The 22,227-nt window shown below is 63.9% G+C and carries 20 protein-coding genes; 14 read left to right on the top strand and 6 right to left on the bottom strand.

Annotated features, from left to right (window positions below):
- Positions 1-9: 9 nt before the first annotated feature.
- Positions 10-1,038 carry a serine/threonine protein kinase gene (locus BXE_RS00510; RefSeq protein WP_038458422.1) on the bottom strand — a complete coding sequence of 343 codons (1,029 nt, stop codon included), beginning with the start codon at positions 1,036-1,038 and terminating at the stop codon, positions 10-12.
- A gap of 104 nt (positions 1,039-1,142) precedes the next feature.
- A complete protein-coding gene (locus BXE_RS00505) occupies positions 1,143-1,355 on the bottom strand; it encodes a hypothetical protein (protein WP_007179664.1) in 213 nt (70 codons plus the stop codon).
- Between the two features lie 452 nt (positions 1,356-1,807).
- Between BXE_RS00505 and BXE_RS00500 the strand changes: the two genes are divergently transcribed.
- The 5 genes from BXE_RS00500 (at position 1,808) to BXE_RS00480 (ending at position 9,964) form a co-directional block, all read left to right on the top strand.
- A complete protein-coding gene (locus tag BXE_RS00500) occupies positions 1,808-4,990 on the top strand; it encodes an efflux RND transporter permease subunit (protein WP_011486489.1) in 3,183 nt (1,060 codons plus the stop codon).
- A gap of 118 nt (positions 4,991-5,108) precedes the next feature.
- Positions 5,109-6,512, top strand: coding sequence for an efflux RND transporter periplasmic adaptor subunit (locus BXE_RS00495; RefSeq protein WP_011486488.1), 1,404 nt, complete (start codon positions 5,109-5,111; stop codon positions 6,510-6,512).
- The gene (locus tag BXE_RS00490; RefSeq protein WP_011486487.1) at positions 6,509-8,038 is read left to right on the top strand and encodes an efflux transporter outer membrane subunit; all 1,530 of its coding nucleotides are present in this window, start codon (positions 6,509-6,511) and stop codon (positions 8,036-8,038) included. Before BXE_RS00495 ends, BXE_RS00490 begins: the two co-directional genes overlap by 4 nt.
- Positions 8,039-8,306: 268 nt before the next feature.
- Entirely contained in the window at positions 8,307-9,509 is a 1,203-nt protein-coding gene (locus BXE_RS00485; protein ID WP_038457088.1) for an MFS transporter, read from the top strand.
- Positions 9,510-9,778: 269 nt separating this feature from the next.
- Positions 9,779-9,964 carry a hypothetical protein gene (locus BXE_RS00480; protein WP_007179669.1) on the top strand — a complete coding sequence of 62 codons (186 nt, stop codon included), beginning with the start codon at positions 9,779-9,781 and terminating at the stop codon, positions 9,962-9,964.
- A 61-nt stretch (positions 9,965-10,025) separates the two neighbouring features.
- On the opposite strand, the gene mgrA is transcribed toward BXE_RS00480, so the two are convergent.
- On the bottom strand, positions 10,026-11,069 hold the full coding sequence (mgrA, locus tag BXE_RS00475) for an L-glyceraldehyde 3-phosphate reductase (RefSeq protein WP_011486485.1): 1,044 nt from the start codon (positions 11,067-11,069) through the stop codon (positions 10,026-10,028).
- A gap of 216 nt (positions 11,070-11,285) precedes the next feature.
- On the opposite strand from mgrA, the gene BXE_RS00470 reads away from it, so the two are divergent.
- On the top strand, positions 11,286-11,492 hold the full coding sequence (locus tag BXE_RS00470; protein ID WP_011486484.1) for a DUF3185 family protein: 207 nt from the start codon (positions 11,286-11,288) through the stop codon (positions 11,490-11,492).
- Positions 11,493-11,581: 89 nt separating this feature from the next.
- Here the strand turns inward: BXE_RS00470 and BXE_RS00465 are convergent, their stop codons facing one another.
- Both BXE_RS00465 and BXE_RS00460 read right to left on the bottom strand, forming a co-directional pair.
- The gene (locus BXE_RS00465) at positions 11,582-12,343 is read right to left on the bottom strand and encodes a phytanoyl-CoA dioxygenase family protein (RefSeq protein WP_011486483.1); all 762 of its coding nucleotides are present in this window, start codon (positions 12,341-12,343) and stop codon (positions 11,582-11,584) included.
- 247 nt (positions 12,344-12,590) lie between these two features.
- Positions 12,591-12,806 carry a hypothetical protein gene (locus BXE_RS00460; protein WP_038457091.1) on the bottom strand — a complete coding sequence of 72 codons (216 nt, stop codon included), beginning with the start codon at positions 12,804-12,806 and terminating at the stop codon, positions 12,591-12,593.
- On the opposite strand from BXE_RS00460, the gene BXE_RS00455 reads away from it, so the two are divergent.
- Positions 12,805-13,170, top strand: coding sequence for a hypothetical protein (locus BXE_RS00455; RefSeq protein WP_038457094.1), 366 nt, complete (start codon positions 12,805-12,807; stop codon positions 13,168-13,170). The two genes, BXE_RS00460 and BXE_RS00455, sit on opposite strands and share 2 nt — an antisense overlap.
- Positions 13,171-13,372: 202 nt before the next feature.
- Here the strand turns inward: BXE_RS00455 and metK are convergent, their stop codons facing one another.
- Positions 13,373-14,563, bottom strand: coding sequence for a methionine adenosyltransferase (gene metK / locus BXE_RS00450; protein WP_011486481.1), 1,191 nt, complete (start codon positions 14,561-14,563; stop codon positions 13,373-13,375).
- 277 nt (positions 14,564-14,840) lie between these two features.
- Here metK and BXE_RS00445 point away from each other — a divergent pair, with 277 nt between their 5' ends.
- The 7 genes from BXE_RS00445 (at position 14,841) to dksA (ending at position 22,132) form a co-directional block, all read left to right on the top strand.
- Positions 14,841-15,725 carry a lipid A biosynthesis lauroyl acyltransferase gene (locus BXE_RS00445; protein ID WP_011486480.1) on the top strand — a complete coding sequence of 295 codons (885 nt, stop codon included), beginning with the start codon at positions 14,841-14,843 and terminating at the stop codon, positions 15,723-15,725.
- A 98-nt stretch (positions 15,726-15,823) separates the two neighbouring features.
- Entirely contained in the window at positions 15,824-16,687 is an 864-nt protein-coding gene (gene dapF, locus BXE_RS00440; protein WP_011486479.1) for a diaminopimelate epimerase, read from the top strand.
- A gap of 81 nt (positions 16,688-16,768) precedes the next feature.
- Positions 16,769-17,491 (top strand): DUF484 family protein, encoded by a 723-nt coding sequence (locus BXE_RS00435; protein ID WP_011486478.1) that lies wholly within the window; start codon positions 16,769-16,771, stop codon positions 17,489-17,491.
- 41 nt (positions 17,492-17,532) lie between these two features.
- Positions 17,533-18,456, top strand: a complete 924-nt coding sequence (gene xerC, locus BXE_RS00430) for a tyrosine recombinase XerC (protein WP_011486477.1) — start codon at positions 17,533-17,535, stop codon at positions 18,454-18,456.
- A 95-nt stretch (positions 18,457-18,551) separates the two neighbouring features.
- On the top strand, positions 18,552-19,754 hold the full coding sequence (locus BXE_RS00425; RefSeq protein WP_011486476.1) for a class I SAM-dependent rRNA methyltransferase: 1,203 nt from the start codon (positions 18,552-18,554) through the stop codon (positions 19,752-19,754).
- A gap of 189 nt (positions 19,755-19,943) precedes the next feature.
- Positions 19,944-21,035 (top strand): CobW family GTP-binding protein, encoded by a 1,092-nt coding sequence (locus BXE_RS00420; RefSeq protein WP_007179680.1) that lies wholly within the window; start codon positions 19,944-19,946, stop codon positions 21,033-21,035.
- A 677-nt stretch (positions 21,036-21,712) separates the two neighbouring features.
- A complete protein-coding gene (gene dksA, locus BXE_RS00415) occupies positions 21,713-22,132 on the top strand; it encodes an RNA polymerase-binding protein DksA (RefSeq protein ID WP_007179681.1) in 420 nt (139 codons plus the stop codon).
- Positions 22,133-22,227 lie beyond the last annotated feature (95 nt).

The following is a 22,227-nucleotide window of genomic DNA, read 5'->3' as shown; positions in this document are numbered from 1 at the left end:
GGCGCGCACTCAAACGGGCCAAAGCGGCCCTTCCTGCATCGCGCCGATCTGCTCGCGCAATTCGAGGATGCGGTCTTCCCAGTAACGCTGCGTGTTGAACCACGGAAACGCTGCGGGGAACGCCGGGTCGTCCCAGCGGCGCGCGAGCCACGCCTGATAGTGAATCAGCCGCAGCGTGCGCAACGCTTCGACCAGATAGAGTTCGCGCGGCTCGAAGTCGCAAAAGTCTTCATAGCCTGCGAGCAGATCCGCCAGCGCGCGCGACGCTTCTGCGCGCTCGCCCGGCAGCAACAGCCACAGATCCTGCACCGCCGGTCCCATGCGGCTGTCGTCGAAGTCGACGAAATGCGGCCCTGCGTCGGTCCACAACACGTTGCTCGGATGACAGTCGCCATGCATTCGCAGCATGCGGATGTCGCCGGCCCGCTCGAACGCGCGCTCCACGCCTTCGAGCGCGAGGTTCACCACGGTTTCCCATGCGGTGCGCAGGTTGTCCGGTACGAAACGGTGCGCGAGCAGGAAGTCGCGCGGCTCGTAGCCGAAGGTGTGAATGTCCAGCGTGGGACGTTCGACGTAATTCTGCGTCTGACCCACCGCATGGATGCGGCCGATGAAACGCCCGAGCCATTCCAGCGTGTCGGGCCGGTCGAGATCCGGCGCGCGGCCGCCGCGACGCTCGAAGATCGAGAAGCGGAAACCGTCGAAGCTATGCAGTGTGCGGCCTTCGAAAACGCGCGCAGGCACCGCCGGAATTTCGCGGGAAGCGAGATCGGCAACGAAAGCATGTTCTTCGAGAATCGCGGCGTCGCTCCAGCGCTCGGGCCGATAGAACTTCGCGACCACGGGCGGGCCATCTTCCACGCCGACCTGGTACACGCGGTTCTCGTAGCTGTTGAGCGGCAGCATGCGGCCGTCGGTGCGCACGCCGACTGTGCTGAGCACGCCGTCGAGCGCGTCGAGCACGATTTCCGGCTTGAGCCGGGCGAAAGGCACAGCGCTGTTCGCGCCGTCCTGTGGATCGAGAATGTCGTCGTTCATGCCGGCATTGTGCGCCGCGCCGCCGTCAAAGACGAGGGTGACGACGCACAACGCGGCGCAAGCCGCGGCTTACAACTGGCACACGGCCTGCACTCGAACGGCCTTCAATGCATCTGCGCGCTCGACGGTCGCACCAGCTCGCCCGTATCGATCAGGTCTTCAAGGAAAAAGGGTTCAGTGTTCAGTTGCAGCGAAGCGCCGGGCTCGCCGGCATACCACGCCACCATTGCCATGTCGCCGAGAATGCGCATGACGATCCCGCGCGCGCCTTGCGGCACGGCGATATGCACCGATCGGACAATGGAACCGATTTGCATGATGTTTCCCCGTTTCTCCCATAGCCGGCTTTATGATTTCCTTGCCGGTCAAGGTGATGATAAAAGCGTCGCTCCGCCGATAACGTTGCGTACGCACCCAATCTGCTGCGCGTGATACGCGTGATAGGTTCGAGTCATTGTTCCCGTTTTGCGGGGCCGGGGAAAGCGCGAACTCGAGGCTGCGGACTTCAACATTCTTTACCCGTCGTTTCGCCCTATTCCCATTACGGCGCGGCGGACCGATGATTCGGAGCGTAACGCGTCGCAATAAGGCCATCATAAACCCTGCCGGGGTGAGATATCAAAAACGTGCACCAACCAGACCATTTGCTCGATCCGACCGCTGGGCCGGCCTGCTCGCGCCGCTGCGGCGGCCGTTACGCGCATTGTGTCCGGCCTGCGTGGCACGCGCGCGACATCTCTTCGCACGGCTTTGAGCGGTTGAACTAGTCATGTGGATCGTTCGTCTCGCGCTGCGGCGCCCGTATACGTTCGTCGTCCTGGCGCTGCTGTTGCTGATCGTCGGACCTTTGACGATCCTGCGCACGCCCACCGACATCTTCCCCAATATCGACATTCCGGTACTCTCGGTGATCTGGTCGTACAACGGCCTGCCCGCCGACGAGATGGAAAAGCGCATCGTGCTCAACTACGAGCGTGGCCTGTCGACGGCGGTCAACGATATCGAGCACACCGAGTCGACCTCGCTGAACGGCATCGCGGTGGTCAAGATCTTTTTCCAGCCGCACGCGAATATCGACGAGGCGCTCGCCCAGGTCACCGCGCTGTCGCAAACGCAATTGCGCTCGCTGCCGCCCGGCATCACGCCGCCGAATATCCTGCGTTACAACGCTTCGACGGTGCCGATTCTGCGGCTGGCGCTGTCGTCCGCGTCGCTCACCGAGCAGGAGCTATACGACTTCGGCAACAACTTCCTGAAGACCCAGCTCGCCACCGTGCCCGGCGCTTCCGCGCCGCTGCCGTACGGCGGCAAACAGCGGCAGATCATGGTCGATATCGATTCGCGCAAATTGCAGGAGCGTAATCTTTCGCCGATGGACGTGGTCAACGCGGTCACCGCACAGAATCTGATCCTGCCTTCGGGCACCGCGAAAATCGGTTCGACGGAATACTCCGTGGAAATGAACGGCAGTCCGGATTCGCTGGCAGGCCTGAACAATATTCCGATCCAATCCACCGCTAACGGCACCGTTTATATTCGCGACGTCGCTCATGTGCGCGACGGTTTCCAGCCGCAAACCAATATCGTGCGCGTGAACGGCCAGCGCGCGGCGCTCCTGACCATCAACAAGAGCGGCAACACGTCCACGCTCGAAATCGTCGACCGCATCAAGACGATGATGCCCACGCTGCGCAATCTCGTGCCCGCCTCGCTGAACATCGACCCCGTTGCCGACCAGTCGCTGTTCGTGCGCGCGTCCGTGCAGGGCGTGCTGCGCGAAGCGCTGATCGCGGCCTGCCTGACCGGTCTCATGATTCTGCTGTTCCTCGGCAACTGGCGCGCCACGCTGATCATCGCCGTGTCGATTCCGCTGTCGATGATCACGTCGATCATCGCGCTCTCCCTGCTCGGCGAAACCATCAACATCATGACGCTCGGCGGGCTGGCGCTCGCGGTCGGTATTCTGGTGGACGACGCAACGGTGGCGATCGAAAACATCAGCCATCAACTCGAACAGGGCAAGACGCTCGAACAGGCGATTCTCGACGGCGCGCATCAGATCGCAATTCCGACGCTGGTGTCGACCCTGTCCATCTGCATCGTCTTCGTGCCGATGTTTCTGCTCACGGGCGTCGCGCACTATCTGTTCATTCCGCTCGCCGAGGCGGTGGTGTTCGCCATGCTGGCGTCGTATTTCTTCTCGCGCACGCTCGTGCCGACGCTCGCGAAATATCTGCTGCGATATCACCATAAAGCGGCGGACCTGCATCACGCGCCGACGCAAACGCGCAATCCGTTCATGCGCGCGCACTACGCATTCGAAGGCGGCTTCGAGCGTTTGCGCGAGCGTTACCGCGTGTTTCTCGAAGCGCGCGTCGCGCGGCCGGGTCTGTTCGTGACGCTGTTTCTGGTCTGCTGCGGCGCCTCGATGCTGCTGATGCCGTTTCTCGGCCGCGACTTTTTCCCGGCCGTCGACGCCGGTACGATCGCGCTGCATCTGCGCGCCAAAACCGGTATGCGGGTGGAGGAAACGGCGGTCGTCACCGATCGCGTCGACACGCGTATCCGTCAGTTGATACCGGCGGGCGAGCTGCATTCGATCATCGACAACATCGGCTTGCCGGTCTCGGGCATCAACCTCTCGTACAGCAACACCGGCACGATCGGCACTTCGGATGCGGACGTGCTGATCACGCTCAATCCCGATCATCATCCGAGCGCGAATTACGTACGCACATTGCGGCGCACGCTCACCGACGAATTCCCCGGCGTGCAGTTCGCCTTCCTGCCCGCGGATATCGTCAGCCAGACGCTCAACTTCGGCATGCCGTCGCCGATCGACATTCAGATCGTGGGCCGTGAAGTAGCCGCCAATCGTGTGTTCGCGGCGAAGTTGCTGAACCGTCTGCGCACAGTGCCCGGTCTCGCCGACGCACGCATCCAGCAGCCCGCCGATCTGCCGCGTATCTTTATCGATGTGGACCGCACGCGCGCGCAGCAGGCTGGCTTCTCGCAGCGCGACATTGCGAGCAATCTGCTGATCACACTCTCGGGTAGCCAGCAAACCACGCCGACGTTCTGGCTCAACCCGCGCAACGGCGTGAGCTACAACGTGATCACGGAAGCGCCGCAATACACGATCGATTCGCTGCAATCGCTCGCGAACATTCCGCTGAACGCGAACGGCCGCAGCAATATTCTCGGCTCGCTCGCCACCATGAAGCGCGAAGCAGGCAACGCCACGCTCACGCACTACAACGCGCAGACCACCATCGATATTTTCGGCACCGCCGACGGCCGCGATCTCGGCGGCGTGTCCGACGACATTCGCAAGATCATCGACGACGTCAAGGCCGATCTGCCCAGAAGCTCGACCATCGAAGTGCGCGGCCAGGTGCAGACCATGAACGATTCGTTCTCCGGTCTGTTCGCCGGTCTGGTGTTCGCGATTCTGCTGGTGTATCTGCTGATCGTGGTGAATTTCCAGTCGTGGCTCGATCCGTTCATCATCGTCACCGCGCTGCCGGGCGCGCTCGCGGGTATCGTATGGATGCTGTTTCTCACGCACACCACGCTGTCGATCCCCGCGCTCACGGGTGCGATCATGTGTATCGGCATTGCCACCGCCAACTCGATTCTCGTGATCAGCTTTGCCCGCGAGCAGTTGCTCGAACACGGCGACGCGGCGCGCGCGGCAATCGAAGCGGGCTTCACGCGCTTTCGTCCGGTATTGATGACGGCGCTCGCGATGGTGATCGGCATGGTGCCGATGGCGATCGGTCTCGGCGAAGGCGGCGAGCAGAATGCGCCGCTCGGGCGCGCGGTGATAGGCGGCCTGACGATCGGCACGCTGGCCACGCTGATCTTCGTGCCGGTGGTGTTTTCGATGATCTACCGGCGACTCGCGGCACGGCGCCTGCGCGCAGCCGAGCATGTGGTGCAGAAGCCATGATGCACGGCGCCGCAGCGATCGTGCCGGCCATAGCGGCAACAGCAACAGCAGGCAGCACGAGAGGCAGCTCCGACTGCCCGAGCATCTTCACAGTAACCATTTTTGCACGGGAAGTTTGATGGAAGGACAACGTCCAGACAGCTCCGGCACCACGCGCGATCCGGCGAAGACAAAGCGCGCACGCTGGATCGCCGTCGCGGTCGCCGTGGCGGTCATTGCGCTCGCGGCACAAGGTATCTGGTCGCGTCACGACGCGCATGCGGCGCTCGAACGCGATGCCGAGCACGCCAGCCAGACGAGCGTCGAAGTCGTGCGGCCGCAGAAATCGACGGCCGGACTCGATCTCGTGCTGCCCGGCAACGTACAGGCGTTTCTCGACACGCCGATTTACGCCCGCACCAACGGCTATTTGAAGAAGTGGTACGCGGATATCGGCGCGAAGGTGAAAAACGGTCAGTTGCTGGCGGAGATCGACACGCCGGAAGTGGACGATCAACTGCGCGCGGCCCGCGCCGATCTCGCGAATGCCGAGGCCAACTATGCGCTCGCGAAAAGCACCGCCGCGCGCTGGACCGAGATGCTGAAAAGCAAATCGGTCTCGAAGCAGGAAACCGACGAAAAGGTCGGCGACATGCTCGCAAAGAAAGCCACGCTCGACGCCGCGCGCTTCAACGTGGCGCGACTCGAGAAAACGCAGTCGTTCCAGAAAGTGTATGCGCCGTTCGACGGCATCGTGACGGCGCGCAATGTCGATGTCGGCGCGCTGATCGACGCGGGCAGTTCGGGCGGCCCGGCAAAGGAGCTGTTTCACGTCGCGCAGGCGGATCGGCTGCGCGTTTATGTGAACGTGCCGCAGGCCTACGCGCAGCAGGTTCGCGCGCGGCAGACCGCGTTCCTGACGCTGACCGAGACGCCGTCGCGACATTATCCGGGCACCGTGGCGCGCACCGCGGGCGCCGTCGATCCGCAACAGCGCACGATGCTGGTGGAAGTCGACGTCGACAACCGTAACGGCGATTTGCTGCCGGGCGCGTATGCGCAAGTGCACTTCGAATTGGGCACAGGCGCGGCGCCGTTCACGCTGCCCGGTAACGCGCTGCTGTTCCGCCCGGATGGCGTGAAACTCGCGACCGTCGACGCGCAGCACAAGGTGAAGCTGATCGCGGTGTCGCTGGGAACGGACTTCGGCACGCGTGTCGCGATTGCGTCCGGCCTGCAGGGCGATGAGCAGGTGATCCTGAATCCGCAGGACTCGATCATCGACGGCGCGCCGGTGCGGATCGTGGCGGCGAAAGCGGGAACTGCCACGGGCGCGTCAGGAGCGACCGGTGCTTCCGGCTCGGCGGCGGGTGGTGAGGGCACGGCGGGCGCATCCGGCGCCGCGGCGAGCCGCGATGGTGCGGCAAGCGCCAGCGGCGCAGCCGCGGGCAATGATCGGGCGGCGGGCGGCTCCAACGCTGTTGCGGCAGACACGCCCACCACGCATGTCGCCGCGTCGCTGTCCGTAAAGGCATCGTCATGAACGCGCCGGCATCCCGTCGCCGTTTCGTCGTGCGGCCGCTGCGGCGCGTCTCGCTGCATGCGTGCGCCTTGACACTCGCAAGCGCGTGCGCACTCACCGCGTGCACCGTCGGCCCCGACTACGTGAAGCCGACCGCGACCACCGCCGCCACCTACAAGGAACTCGACGGCACCGGCTGGAAACCCGCGCAACCCGCCGACACTTTCGCACGCGGCGCTTGGTGGAGCGTCTACGCGGATCCGTCGCTCGACGCGCTCGAACAGCAGGTCGCGAGCGCGAACCAGAACGTGCAGGCTGCCGAAGCACGCTTTCGCGCCGCCCGTGCCACCGTCGCGCAATATCGCTCGAGTTTCTTCCCGCTGGTCAGCGCGACCGGCGCCTATTCGCGCGCGCGTTCATCGGAGAACGTGCTGCACAAATCGACCGCGGGTCTCACGCTGAATGACTACCTCGTGCAAGCCGACGCGTCGTGGGAACCCGACCTGTGGGGCCGCGTGTCGCGCAGTGTCGAAGGCGCGAAAGCCGAAGCGCAGGCAAGCGCCGCCGACACACAAGCCGCGCTGCTGTCGATGCAGGCCGAACTCGCCACCGACTACTTCGAGCTGCGCGGACTCGATCAGGAGCGCCAACTGCTCGACGACACGATCGAGGCCTATAGGCAAGCGCTGGAGCTGACGCAGCACCGCTATACCGGCGGCATCGCCACGGACGCCGATGTCGCGCAGGCGCAGACACAACTGAAAACCACCCAGGCCCAAGCGCTCGACCTCGGCGTGCAGCGCGCGCAGCTCGAACACGCGATCGCGATCCTGATCGGCCAACCGCCTTCCACGTTTGCATTGCCGGTCGCGCCGCTCGCGGCGGTGCCGGTCGTCGCGGCGGCGGGCGTGCCGTCCGCATTGCTCGAACGGCGCCCCGACATCGCGGCGGCGGAACGGCGCGTCGCCGGGATGAACGCGCAGATCGGCGTGGCGACGGCGGCGTTTTTCCCGAACCTCGTTTTGTCCGTGACGGGCGGCCTCGAAGCGACCAACTACAGCCAATGGCTGCTGGCGCCGAGCCGGCTGTGGTCGCTCGGGCCGACGTTGGCCGGAACGCTGCTCGACTTCGGCGGACGCGCCTCCGTCAAGGAACAGGCCCGCGCGCACTACGACGAAAGCGTCGCGCAATACCGGCAGACCGTGCTGACCGCCTTCGGCCAGGTCGAGGACAATCTCGCCGCGCTGCGCGTGCTCGAACAGGAAGCGAGCGCGCAGGACGACGCGGTGACAGCCGCGCAACGTGCGCTGGCGGTCGTATCGGACCGCTACAGGAACGGCGCGATCACCTATCTCGACGTGGTGGTCGCGCAAACCACCGCGCTCACCAATGAACGCGATGCCGTATCGATCGCGCGCCGGCGCATGGCCGCGAGCGTGGCGCTGATCAAGGCGCTGGGCGGCGGCTGGGACGAGTCCGCGCTGCCGACGGACGAACAGATCGTGCATCCGTCCCCACCCGCGAGCGATGCAGCCGCGCACGGGTAGCCGGGGTTTGTCGATGCGGTGAAAGGGGGCCGGGCACGGCGCCTGGGTGGGTCGTGGGTGGGTCGTGGGTGGGTCGTGGGTGGGTCGTGGGTGGGTCGTGGGTGGGTCGTGGGTGGGTCGTGGTTGGGTCGTGGTTGGGTCATGGTTGGGTCATGGCTGCGTCGTGGTCCCGCCGCGGCCGCGGCCCGCAGCGCGCTCCAGCGACCCGTGCCGCCCTTTTTCAGCGTATCCTTAACTCCCTTTTTGTCCTTTGCAACCCGCTTCCCCCGTGCCCGACATCCCCTATCTCGAACGCGGCACACGCGCGTACTGGCGCGCCAGCATCGCGCTGCTGTTCGCCGGCTACGCCACGTTCTCGCTCCTTTATTGTGTGCAGCCGCTGCTGCCGTCGTTTTCCGCGGCGTTCAACGTAACGCCGGCACAAAGCAGCCTGTCGCTCTCATTGACCACGGCTGCGCTCGCGCTTGCCGTGTTCGTCGCCGGCTTCATCTCCGAAGGCTGGAGCCGTCACAAGCTGATGACGCTGTCGCTCACCATTTCGGCACTGGCGACCATCGGCGTGTCGATCGCGCCGCATTGGCATCAACTGCTCGTGCTGCGCACGCTCGAAGGTCTCGCGCTCGGTGGCGTGCCCGCCGTCGCAATGGCCTATCTCGCGGAAGAAGTGCACCCCGACGGCCTCGGCCTCGCGATGGGCCTCTATGTCGGCGGCACGGCGATCGGAGGGATGGCCGGGCGCGTGATTACCGGCGTCGTCGCGGATCTTTTTTCGTGGCGCGTCGCGATCGGGACGATTGGCGTGCTCGGGCTACTGTCCATGCTCGCGTTTCGCGCGCTGCTGCCGCCGTCGCGTCATTTCGTGCCGCGGCGCGGACTCGGCTTCACGCATCACCGTACCGCGCTGCTCAGGCAGTTCACGCGGCCCGGCCTGCCTCTGCTGTTCCTGCTCGGCTTCGTGCTGATGGGCAGCTTCGTCACGCTGTACAACTACATCGGCTACCGGTTGCTGGCGCCGCCGTACCGATTGGATCAGACGGAAATCGGCGCGATCTTCGTCGTGTATCTGACGGGCGTGGTGGCCTCGCCGTGGTCGGGACGCATGGCCGACACCTTCGGCCGCGCACGCGTGCTCACCGCCAGCCTGCTATTGATGGCGTTCGGTCTCGCGCTCACCATGCTGCATCCGCTAACGGCGATCGCGGCCGGCATTGCGTGCGTGACGTTCGGTTTCTTCGCCGGGCACTCGGTGGCAAGCGGCTGGGTCGGACGTCTCGCCAAAGATGCCAAAGGTCAGGCTGCGGCGCTCTATCTGCTCGCGTATTACATCGGCTCGAGCGTGGTGGGCTCGTATGGCGGCCACATGTGGACGAGTTACGGATGGAACGGCGTCGCCGGACTGGTCGGCGCATTGCTCGTCATCGGCCTGATAGCGGCGGCGCGTCTGCGCAAACGGGAGCAGCCTCTCGCGTGATCGCTCTATGACCCAACCCGCATTGAATGACGCCTGAAAGTAAGCCCGGCGTAAGCAAACGCTTCATCTTTTTCGATGTATTTGCTGCGTCGCGGTAATCGCGGCGGCCCATGCGCTGCCGGGTTCAGCGGCTTGCGAATAGCCGCTGCAACGCCGCAAAGCGCCGTTATATCGACTGGACTGTCTCCTATACTCAAATCGAGCGTGGGCGGTGCATGACTCCATAAATCGAGCCGCCGCCTGCGCCGGAAAATATAAAGGAGACGAGAATGACGACCTACTTCACGATCGGCGATTTCATCCTGGTCATTCCGATGGCGTTGGCCGGGGCCTTGTTTGTCGGTGCGCTTCCCTGCAAGACGGAATTCCGGCACAACGCGCTGCGCGTGCTGGGCGCGCTGATCGGCGTGGTGTTCGCGGTAGTGCTGGTCGAGGGTTTGCCGGCGCTCGTCTAGACGAAAAAAGCCGCCCGTGGGCGGCTTTGCTGCTTCTACGGCGTGAAAGACGACGCGGGAATCAGATCGCCTGATCCGTCGACGGCTTTTCCCACAGGTTGATGCCGCCTTCGGTCGCGTAGCGGTCGATCTCGGCCAGCTCGTCCTTCGAGAACGCAAGGTTCTTCAGCGCGCCGACGTTTTCACGCACCTGCTCCGCGCGGCTCGCGCCGATCAGCACGGAAGTCACGCGCGGATCGCGCAGCGCCCACGCGAGCGCCATTTGTGCGAGGCTCTGACCGCGACGTTGCGCGATGTCGTTGAGCTTGCGCACGTGCTCGATATTCTGCGGGCTCAGATGCTCCTGCTTCAACGAACCGCCGCCCGGCTTGTTGACGCGCGCGTCTTCCGGCACGCCGTTCAGATACTTGCTCGTGAGCAGCCCCTGAGCCAGCGGCGTGAACGCGATGGCGCCCGCGCCGGCTTTCTCCAGTGCGCCCAGCAACTCATGCTCGATCCAGCGATTGAGCATGTTGTACGAAGGCTGATGAATCAGCAGCGGCACCTTGTATTCGGCGAGCAGCTTCGCCATTTCGAGCGTCTTGCTTGCCGAGTACGACGAAATGCCGATGTACAGCGCCTTGCCTTGCTGCACGGCGCTCGCCAACGCACCCGCGGTTTCTTCGAGCGGCGTCTCGGCATCGAAACGATGCGAATAGAAAATATCGACGTAATCGAGGCCCATGCGTTGCAGGCTCTTATCGAGACTTGCGAGCACGTATTTGCGCGAGCCGCCGCCTTGTCCATACGGACCCGGCCACATGTCCCAACCGGCCTTCGACGAAATCAGCAGTTCGTCGCGATACGGCTTGAAGTCGTCCTTGAAGAGGCGGCCGAAGTTGGTTTCGGCGCTGCCGTACGGCGGCCCATAATTGTTGGCGAGGTCGAAGTGCGTGATACCCAGGTCGAAAGCCGTGCGCAGGATGTCGCGCTGCGTGGAGATCGGCGTGGTGTCGCCGAAGTTGTGCCACAAGCCGAGCGATAGCGCCGGCAGCTTGAGTCCCGACTTGCCGCAGACGCGGTACTGCATATCCGAATAGCGTTCTGAAGCTGCTTCGTAAGCCATTGCTAGTGTCCTTGATGGTGAAGGCGCCCGACCGGTGCGGGCATGGGCAATTGCATGCTGCGGGAGGCGTGCCGCTTTATTTTTTGTAGCTGGGGATGCGGCCAGACCGCTATGGTAGCGAATCGACGTGATGCATGCAGACGCCCAGTATGCGGGATGGACGATTGCTTGCGGCTCCCCTACACTTTGCCCGATTCAGGCTGACGGGAGAGATAGATGACGAAGGCGATTTCCATCGCGTTGATTGTCGGCGGTATCGTGCTGCTGTATTTCGGCGGGCAGGCGTTCAATTCGGTGAGCAGCGACGTCTCGCGCGTCTTTACCGGCTCGCCGACCAACAAGGCGATCCTGCTGCTCGTGGGTGGCGTGGCGGCGACGATCGCCGGCCTGACGGGCATGGCCTTGTCGGGACGCAAGCGGTAACAGCGAGTGCGCCTATGCGGCGCTTGCGGTATCGGGTACAGGGACCGCGAGCGCCGCCGCGAAAGAACGGAAACCTGGAACCGGAAATTCTAGAACGCCACCTCGGGCTTCGCGGCCGAGCGGGTTCCCGGCAACGGCACGTTGCTCGCGCCGTGATACGTGTACACCAGTGAAAACTTCACCTGATCGGTGATGTTCTTGCCGGCTGAATGCAGCGTATTGCAATGGAAAAACACCACGTCGCCGGCCTTGAGCTCAGGTGACACCGCAGTACGAATCCATTCCTGATTCTCTTCCAGATCGGAGCGGAAGAATTTGGCCTGATCGAACCGGTCGGATGTAAACGCGGCGCTGTGCGACTTCGGCACCATCCACAGCGCGCCGTTATCCACCGTCTCCGAACCGAGCGCGAGCCACACCGAAACCAGATCGTCGCGCTCGAACGACCAATACCGCACGTCGCGATGCCAGCCAGTCAAACTGCCGTACGCAGGATGCTTGGTCATCATGCAGTTATGGTGCGCGCGCGACAGGCGCGGCTCTTCACCGAAATACAACTCCATCCAGCCGCGAATTTCCGGCGCGGTCGCCCAGCGCGCAAAACCCGGATGACGTGCGTACGCGTCCAGTAGCCGCCGCACCGTATGGCCGCCGGCTGCCTGCCTGGACTCCGGCGCGCCGGGATATTGCAGATCCGCTTCGAACTCGATCGGCGCGGCTGCCTCTTCCAGCTGGCGCTGCGCGATCTGTTTCAGTTCTTCGCAACGCCCGGCCGACACCAATCCGGGCACCACGACAAAACCCTGCTCCCGCAACGTTTGAATCTGCTCTTTCTTGGAATGAAGTGACATGGTGTTCCGTTACTGTCGACTAGCTGATGCTCGATTGTAAAACGGGCGCGATCGCCCAGTGTGCTGTTTCACGGTCCGAAAACGGCAGCCTTACGCACTACTTTCACGCGCGGCGCGCGATTTCGCGGCACTTCGAATGGGCAAGCGCGCACGATAATCGCCCGCAAAGGGCACGACCCCGCCGCCGCGATTCACGATTAACCCCGGAAAAACCCGTATTCGCAGGGTAAAAACCGACTTTCTGACGTCACGAATCGCGTGTAACCTGCGCTGCATGTTGATCGCCATTCCCGCACTTTTGTGCCGCGTCGAGGCCGACAGGGCCGACTCCGCTGTATTCCGTGCACTTTTCCATCGCATTCGAGGCTTTCGCGCCGTTCATTGCGACATCGCCATTGGCACATTTGGTGCTCTTCATGGCGCACACTCCGTCGCGCGACACGTTGCCTACCAGTGAAGCCATGCATACTCTCCTGAGCACCCCTCTCACCCGCGCCGCACTGAAAGCGGCGCGTCCGGCGCGTCGCCACGTCGTGCGCGCGCTGCGTCACCATGCCACACGCACTCGCGCGCTGGGCGAACAATGGCGCGACGCCAAAGCTGTCGACGGCATTCGCACCTGGTTCAATACGTTCTTCTCCGCGCTGCGCCTGCAAGGCAGTTCGCGCCGTTTCTCGCTGCGCACGCTGCTGCGCAAACCCACGCCGTTGCGTCTCGCCGCGCCGCGCGCAGCGGTCGCCGTGCCGCAGAATTCGAGCCGCCGTCCGCGTCGCATGTCGACGAACGGCAGCACCGGCTGGTTCGCGTTCGCGTTTGCGAGCCGTTAAGGCGCGCGAGTACAGAACGCGCTGCCGGACCTGGCGCGACTCAAGTTCCGTATTGACTGACGACACGACATGACTTCGCGGCTGGTGAAGCCATCGGTCGATTACGTCGCCATTCAGTTCATGGACTGGCGACGGCGATAAAAAAAACCCCGCCCGGCTCAACGCGCCGGGCGGGGTTTTTACTTGAAAGGACGGCTTGCGCTTACTCGGCCAACGCGGCAACCGGTTCCGTGCCGGCGGCTTCGGCGAGTGCCAGCGCCTTGTCCGTGGATTCCCACGTGAATTCCGGCTCTTCGCGGCCGAAGTGACCATAGGCGGCGCTCTTCTCGTAGATCGGGCGCAGCAGGTCGAGCATCTGGATGATGCCCTTCGGACGCAGGTCGAAATGCTCCTGCACGAGACGCGTGATGACCGCATCCGACACGCGGCCGGTGCCGAACGTGTTCACCATCACCGAAGTCGGCTGGGCGACGCCGATCGCGTACGAAACCTGGATCAGGCAGCGCGAAGCCAGGCCCGCGGCCACGATGTTCTTCGCGACATAACGGCCGGCGTAGGCCGCCGAACGGTCGACCTTCGACGGGTCCTTGCCCGAGAACGCGCCGCCGCCGTGCGGTGCGGCACCGCCGTACGTATCGACGATGATCTTGCGGCCGGTCAAGCCGCAATCGCCTTGCGGACCGCCAATCACGAAACGGCCGGTCGGGTTCACGAGGAACTTGATGTCGCCCTTGATGAGGTCGGCCGGCAGCGTCGGCTTGATCACTTCTTCGATCACGGCTTCGCGCAGCGTGCCCAGATCGATGTCCGGCGAATGCTGCGTGGACAGCACCACGGTGTCGATGGAATGCGGTTTGCCGTCGACATAACGCACGGTGACCTGCGACTTCGCGTCCGGACGCAGCCAGGGCAGACGGCCGTCACGGCGCAGATTCGCCTGACGCTCCACCAGACGGTGCGACAGGTGGATCGGCAACGGCATCAGTTCCGGTGTCTCTTCGCACGCGTAACCGAACATCAGGCCCTGGTCGCCGGCGCCTTGATCGAGGTTGTTGTCGTGCGCGCGGTCCACGCCCTGGGCGATGTCCGGCGATTGCTTGTCATACGCGACGAGCACGGCGCAGCCGCGATAGTCGATGCCGTAGTCGGTGTTGTCGTAACCGATGCGCTTGATCGTGTTGCGTGCGACCTGGATGTAATCGACGTTAGCGGTCGTGGTGATTTCACCGGCCAGCACGACGAGACCCGTGTTGCACAGCGTTTCCGCGGCGACACGCGAGTATTTGTCCTGAGCCAGGATGGCGTCGAGAATGGCGTCGGAAATCTGATCCGCGACTTTGTCGGGATGGCCTTCGGAGACGGATTCGGAAGTGAAGAGATAGTCGTTTGCCACGTTGCAGACTCCTGTTTTGTGGTTACGGTTGAGTTTCACGTAGCCAGCTTCGGGAGCCTTGAAGCGGCGACGCTTTAGCGGATTACCTTACCGACAGGCGCAAATCACATGGTTTGCAGCCACCGGCTTCGCCCCGCAAGTTGTCTATTAACTCGGCGAAGCCCTTATTATAGCGACTTCCTCAGATTGTCACAGAGTGTCCACGAGTGCGGTATTACGTCAACTTCTCCGCTTTCCTGAAGCCCGTCACGCGCAACGCCTCTTTCCAGGAGGCGGCATGCTGAGCCGCTATGGCGCAAAACTCGCGATCGGGCTGTTGAAACTGTTTGCACTATTGCCTTACGGCCTGATCGCCCGCTTCGGCGACGGCCTCGGCTGGCTGCTGTATCAGATCCCGAGCCGGCGCAAACGCATCGTCCACATCAATCTGAAGCTGTGCTTCCCCGAATGGAGCGACGAACGCCGCGAAGACGTCGCGCAGAAGCATTTCCGCCACGCGATCCGCAGCTACCTCGAACGCAGCGTGCAGTGGTTCGGCTCGGCGAAGAAGCTCGAAAAATTGATCCAGCTCGACAGCGCGATCGATCTGACCGACCCGAATCTGCCGCCCACGCTGTTTCTCGGCTTTCACTTCGTCGGTATCGAGGCCGGCTCGATCTTCCTGAACTATTCGCTCAGGCGCCAATGCGGCTCGCTCTATCAGCCGATGTCGAATCCGGAGCTCGAGGCAGTCGCCAAAGCGGCGCGCGCGCGTTTCGGTGCGGACATGGCGAGCCGCGCCGACAGCGCGCGCATCGTGCTGCGCTGGCTGCGCGAGCGCAAACCGGTCATGCTCGGCGCCGATATGGACTACGGCGCGCGCAACTCCACCTTCGTGCCGTTCTTCGGCGTGCCGACCTGCACGCTGACCGCGGTCGGGCGTCTGGCCAAGGTCGGGCACGCGCAGGTGGTGCCGTTCATCGGCGAGGTGCTGCCGAACTACAAAGGCTACCGGCTCAAGGTGTTCAAGCCGTGGGAGAACTACCCGACCGGCGACGACGACGCGGACGCCCGCCGCATGAACGCCTTTCTCGAAGAGCAGATTCCGTTGATGCCCGAGCAGTACTACTGGGTGCACAAGCGCTTCAAGACCCGGCCGCCCGGCGACCCGAGCGTGTACTGAACTGAACGGCCGCCCACGCGGCCCGTGTGGAAAGCGACCGGACGCGGAAAAAATACGGCGTTCGGCTCACCTGCGGGCGCGTCACTTACAATAGCGTGATGAAACTGAAATTCACCAAGATGCACGGCGCGGGCAACGACTTCGTCGTGCTCGACGGCTACACCCAACCGGTCAACCTGACGCCGGCGCAGGTGCGCGCGCTCGCGGACCGGCATTTCGGCGTCGGCGCCGACCAGTTGCTGCTGGTCGAAAAGCCCACGGTGGCCGGTGTCGATTTCAGATATCGCATCTTCAATTGCGACGGCGGCGAAGTGGAGCATTGCGGCAACGGCGCGCGCTGCTTCGTCAAGTTCGTGCGCGAGCGCGGCCTCACCGATCAACGCAGCGTGCGCGTGCAGGTGCAGAAGGGCACCATCACGCTGACCATGCAGGAAAACGGCGAAGTGCTGGTCGACATGGGCACGCCCGTGTTCGACCCGGAGCGCGTGCCGTTCGCCACCAAAGGCCTCGAAGGCCGCCGCGAGGGAGCGGACACGCTCTGGCCGCTCGACGTGAGCGGCACGACACGGTGGATTTCGGTGGTCTCGATGGGCAATCCGCACGCCGTGCAGGTCGTCGGCGACGTCGAAGCGTTCCCGGTGCTGGCCGAAGGCCCGGTGATCGAGCGTCATGCGCGTTTTCCGCAGCGGGTGAACGCGGGCTTCATGCAGATAGTCGGCCGCAATGAAATCAGGCTGCGCGTGTACGAGCGCGGCGCGGGTGAAACGCTGGCGTGCGGCACGGGCGCATGCGCGGCGGTCGCGGCCGGCATCCGGCGCGGGCTGCTCGACTCACCCGTGCGCGTGCACACGCACGGCGGCGACCTGACCATCTCGTGGGACAGCACGCGAGAAGGCGAACCGCTACTCATGGCCGGACCGGCCGTGACCGTTTTCGAAGGCGAGATCGAGCTGCCCGACTGACCGGCGGCGTCACAGGCCGCCTGAACTCATTGACCGACGCGCCGCCCCGAGGCGTCGCCCCGAAGTCTTTTAGCCGAAACCATGAACGATCGCGAAGTCGCCGAATACCTGCTCGCCAACCCCGAATTCTTCGCCGACCACGCGGAGATGCTCGCGACGATCCGGCTCGCGAATCCGCACGGCAAAGCCGCGGTGTCGCTGCAGGAACGGCAGATGGAAATGCTGCGCGACAAGAACAAGCATCTCGAACGCCGCCTCGCCGAACTCCTGCGCTACGGCCACGAGAACGACAGCATCGCGTCGAAATTCAACCGCTGGACCATCCGCGTGATCGCCGAGCGCGATCCGTACGCGCTGCCGCGTACGATCGCCACCGGCTTGCGCGATATTTTCGACGTGCCGCAAGCAGCGCTGCGCGTGTGGGACGTCGCCGAGCCTTACACGCAGGCCGACTTCGCGCGCCATGTCGGCGAGGAAGTGCGCATCTTCGCCGGCAGCCTGACCACGCCGTATTGCGGCGCGAATACCGGTTTCGAAGCGGCGCAGTGGCTGGCGCCGTCCGGCGCATCCGGCGGCGACGAGAGCGCGGCCGGCCAGGCGGGGCCCGAGTCGGCGCACGCCACCGAGTCGATCGCCCTGCTCGCGCTGCGCGACCCTGAAGGCAACGAAGAAGCCCCGACTTTCGGCCTGCTGGTGATGGGCTCGCCCGACGCGCGCCGCTTTCACGAAGGCATGGCAACGGATTTCCTCACCCAGATCGGCGCGCTGGCAAGCGCCGCGCTGAGCCGTCTGCTGCCGCGCTAAGCGGCGCTCCACTCAGCGCCAGCCGCTCAAAAAAGCCCACCGTGACCGCCGCCGACCCGATCGCCGCCTATCTGTCGAATCTCGAACACGAGCGGCGGCTCTCGGCGCATACGCTGCGCGGCTACACCCACGAACTGGAAGAACTCAAGCTGCTGGCCAAAGGCCGGCCGCTCGAAAGCCTGAGCGCCGTGGACATTCGCGGCGCCGTTTCACGGGCGCACGCAGGCGGCCTGACGGCGCGCTCGATCAGCCACCGCCTCTCGGCATGGCGCGCGTTTTATCGCTGGCTCGCCGGCCGCGTCGATCTGCCGGCCAATCCGGTCGCGACCGTGCGCGCGCCGAAGCAGCCCAAAACGCTGCCCAAAGCACTTTCCGTCGACGACGCCACGCGTCTGATGGAGAGCCCGCCCGCTGCATCGCCCGAAGGTTTGCGCGATCACGCCATGCTCGAACTGTTTTACTCGTCGGGCCTGCGTCTCGCGGAACTGGTCGGCCTCGACGCCCGTTTCGCCGATGCCGATGGCTACCGCTCCGCCGGCTGGATCAAGCTCGACTCGGCTGAAGTCGAAGTGCTCGGCAAAGGCAACCGGCGCCGCGTCGTGCCGGTCGGCAGCAAGGCGCTGGAAGCCTTGGCCGCCTGGCTCGCGGTCCGCGACCAGATGGTGAAGCACGATCCGCATCCGCTGTTCCTGTCGGCGCGCGGCAATCGCCTGTCACCGAACGTGGTGCGCGAGCGCGTAAAGCGCGCGGCGCTGGTCGCCGGCATTCCCGCCAACGTGCATCCGCACGTGCTGCGGCATTCGTTCGCCACGCACGTGCTGCAGTCGAGCGGCGATCTGCGCGCGGTGCAGGAGCTGCTCGGCCACGCCAGCATCACCGCCACGCAGGTCTACACCGCGCTCGATTTCCAGCATCTCGCGCACGTCTACGATCAGGCGCATCCGCGCGCCAAGAAACGCGACTGACGCCGCGACGCGAGTCGCGGCGTACGGTCTCCGCCTTCGCTTTACCTGCCGCGCGCGCCGAGCCGCGCGGCCCATTGCTCACTCTGACCACCCTGATGAATACCGTTACGCTCAAACCGTCGAAAGAAAAATCGCTGCTGCGCCGCCATCCGTGGGTCTACGCCAACGCGATCGACCGGATCGACGGCAATCCCGCGCCCGGCGCCACCGTGCTGGTACGCGCACACGATGGCCGCTTTCTCGCGCGCGCGGCCTACAGTCCGCATTCGCAGATCCGCGCCCGCGTGTGGAGCTTCGACGAGACCGAGCCGATCGACCACGCGTTCTTCAAACGCCGCGTGCAGCGCGCGCTCGCGCACCGTCAGACGATGGTTCACGACACCGGCGCGGTGCGGCTGATTTTCGGCGAGGCGGACGGCCTGCCCGGCCTGATCGTCGATCACTACGTGGCCGAAGACGAAGGCCAGCGCAGCCAGCTGGTCTGCCAGTTCATGGCCGCGGGCGTCGAGGCGTGGAAAGAGGCGATCGTCGCGGCGCTGACGGGCGCGACCGGCTGCCCGAATGTGTATGAACGCTCGGACGTGTCGATTCGCCAGAAGGAAGGGCTCGAACAGATCACCGGCGTGCTGGCGGGCGAACCGCCGTCGGAAGCGCTGATCGTGAGCGAGAACGACGTGCGGTATCACGTCGATGTGCGCAACGGCCACAAAACCGGCTTTTACGTCGATCAGCGCGACAACCGCCCGCTGGTGCAGCAGCTCGCGCAGGATCGCGATATGTTGAACTGCTTCTGCTACACCGGCGGCTTCTCACTGGCCGCGCTGAAAGGCGGCGCCAAACGGGTGGTGTCGATCGATTCGTCGGGCGACGCGCTGGCGATCGCGCAGCAGAACGTGGCGGCCAACGGTTTCGACGCCGAACGCGCCACGTGGCTCGACGCCGATGCCTTCAAAACGCTGCGCCGTCTTTACGACGACGGCGAGCGCTTCGATCTGGTCGTGCTCGATCCGCCGAAATTCGCGCCGTCGCGTGAACATGTGGACCGCGCGTCGCGCGCTTATAAGGACATCAATCTGACCGGCCTGAAATTGCTGCGGCCGGGCGGCCTGCTGTTCACCTATTCGTGCTCCGGCGCGATCGACTCCGAACTGTTTCAGAAGATCATCTCGGGCGCGGCCGCCGACGCGCGCGTGGATGCCCGGATTCTCAAGCGGCTTGGCGCCGGGATGGATCATCCCTTGCTGACGGCATTTCCGGAAGGCGAGTATCTGAAGGGCCTGCTGTTGCAAATCGCCTGATCGCCCATAATTTGAGGGGTATTTCCCGGCGCCGCCGGCCCGGGCGAAAGCGGGGCCCGTATCCGCGCGCCAGCGCCGGCCCGGCGAATATGTTTCAATAACCGGCTGGACAGGGCAGCGCGCCATCAGGCTGCCGCGCCCGCCCAGGCTTCGACTACGCACCGTTTCACGACAATACAGGCGACCAACATGATTCCAGTCACCATCCTGACCGGCTTTCTCGGCAGCGGCAAAACCACCCTGCTCAAGCGCATCCTGAATGAAAAGCACGGCATGAAGATCGCCGTGATCGAGAACGAGTTCGGCGAAGAAAACATCGACAACGAAATCCTCGTGCAGGACACGGGCGAGCAGATCATCCAGATGAGCAACGGCTGCATCTGCTGCACGATTCGCGGCGACCTTTCGCGCGTGCTGGGCGATCTGGCGGCGCAGAAGCAGGCCGGCACACTGGATTTCGACCGCGTGGTGATCGAAACCACGGGCCTCGCCAACCCGGGCCCGGTCGCGCAGACGTTCTTCATGGACGACCAGATCGCCAACGAATTCCTGCTGGACGCGATCATCACCCTGGTCGACGCCAAGCACGCGAATCACCAACTGGACGAACACGAAGTGGTGCAGCGCCAGGTCGGTTTCGCCGATCGCCTGTTCATCACCAAGTCCGATCTGGTCGATGAAAAGCACCTGGCCGATCTGCGCCACCGTCTGCTGCACATGAACCCGCGGGCGGCGATCAAAGTCGTCAATTTCGGCGAAGCGGACATCAAGGAAATCTTCGACCTGCGCGGCTTCAACCTGAATTCGAAGCTCGAGATCGACCCGGATTTCCTCGTCGAAGACGAGCACGCGCACAGCCATGCTCACGCGCATGACGAGCACGGCCATACGCACGACGATCACGCGAACTGCGATCACGATCACGGCCATTGCGATCACGAAGGCCACGATCATGGGCATCACCACCACCATGCGCACCATGACGACAAGATCAAGTCGTTCGTCTACCGCAACGACCGTCCGTTCGATCCGAACAAGCTCGAAGACTTCCTCGGCGGCATTCTGCAGATTTACGGCGAACGGCTACTGCGTTACAAGGGCGTGCTGTATATGAAGGGTGTAGACCGCAAAGTCGTGTTTCAGGGCGTGCATCAGATGATGGGAAGCGATCTGGCCGCGAAATGGCAGCCGATCGAGAAAAAGACCAACAAGATGGTGTTTATCGGTATCGAACTGCCGCAAGACCTGATCACCGACGGTCTGGACGCCTGCCTCGTCTGAGCGTGGCCAAGCGAACCGTCGCGGAGTGGCATCGGCTCTCGCTGAAAACCTGCGGCGCGGCACGCATCGTGCTGCTGGCCCCGGGCGCGCGCATTAGCAAAATACGCGCGTCCGGGATAATCATCTGCTGAATATCGCCGGCGGCGGCCGAAAGCCCGTTGAAAAGGCACGCGTGTGAAAAACGCGTGAAAACCCTGCCGTATTAAAGCGTGCACGACCATCGCTTTTTGGTCGAGCGCGCGTTATATTTTCGGGATATCGGCGCGCCGCAGGGGGATTTTCACCAGTTGCGGTGCCAGATTGTGATTCAGTTACAATACGTGCCCACTGGAGAATGAGAACGAATTGCCCGGTCAGCGCGTATCCTGCGCCGGGCCTGAAACGGCGCCGGAAAATCTTATCCGGACAATACGCCGACAATGCCGGCTGGCACAGTCTGAAAAGGCCCGTTGCCGGCAAGCAATACCTCAGGAGCATTTGAGAATCGGTTTCCAGAGGAGTTCGGCCCCGCATTGGCGTTGCGACGCCCGGCGTGTGGGCACGAGGCGCTTCGGCGTCACGGCAGTCCACCGTCCGTGCCCGCCCTGGCGCTCCGCGTCCTCGAGGTGCCTTTGCGGGCAATACGAAAGTGCGGGCACTACGTAAGAGTTTTGCCTCACATTGAAGAAGTTAGCCAGATGACGACGAAACGACTCTTGACCGAAGCCGAAATCCTGAAGATGAGCGACAAGGATTACATGAATGAGGATCAGCTCGCCTTCTTCAAGAACAAGCTCGAACAGCTGCAAGCGGACATTCTCCGCAATGCCGGCCAGACGACCGAGAATCTGCGCGAGACGGTCATCGTGCCGGACCCGGCCGACCGCGCAACGATCGAGGAAGAGCATGCGCTCGAACTGCGCACGCGCGACCGCGAGCGCAAGCTGCTGAAGAAGGTGCAGCAATCAATCGCGCGCATCGATTCGGGCGAATACGGCTGGTGCGAAGAAACCGGTGAGCCGATCGGCATTCCGCGTCTGCTCGCACGGCCCACGGCCACCCTGTCGCTCGAAGCGCAGGAGCGCCGCGAATTGCGCCAGAAGCTGTTCGGCGACTGAACGCTTGCGGCGCGGCTTCGGCTCCGCGCCCTGAAACGCTGCTTCGTCGAGAGGCGCACGGTGGTCCGTGCGCCTTTTTCTTTTGTGCGGCGCCC

The sequence above is a fragment of the Paraburkholderia xenovorans LB400 genome (genome assembly GCF_000013645.1).
Taxonomy (GTDB): Bacteria; Pseudomonadota; Gammaproteobacteria; order Burkholderiales; family Burkholderiaceae; genus Paraburkholderia; species Paraburkholderia xenovorans.
This window is presented reverse-complemented; position numbering and strand designations above follow the sequence as displayed.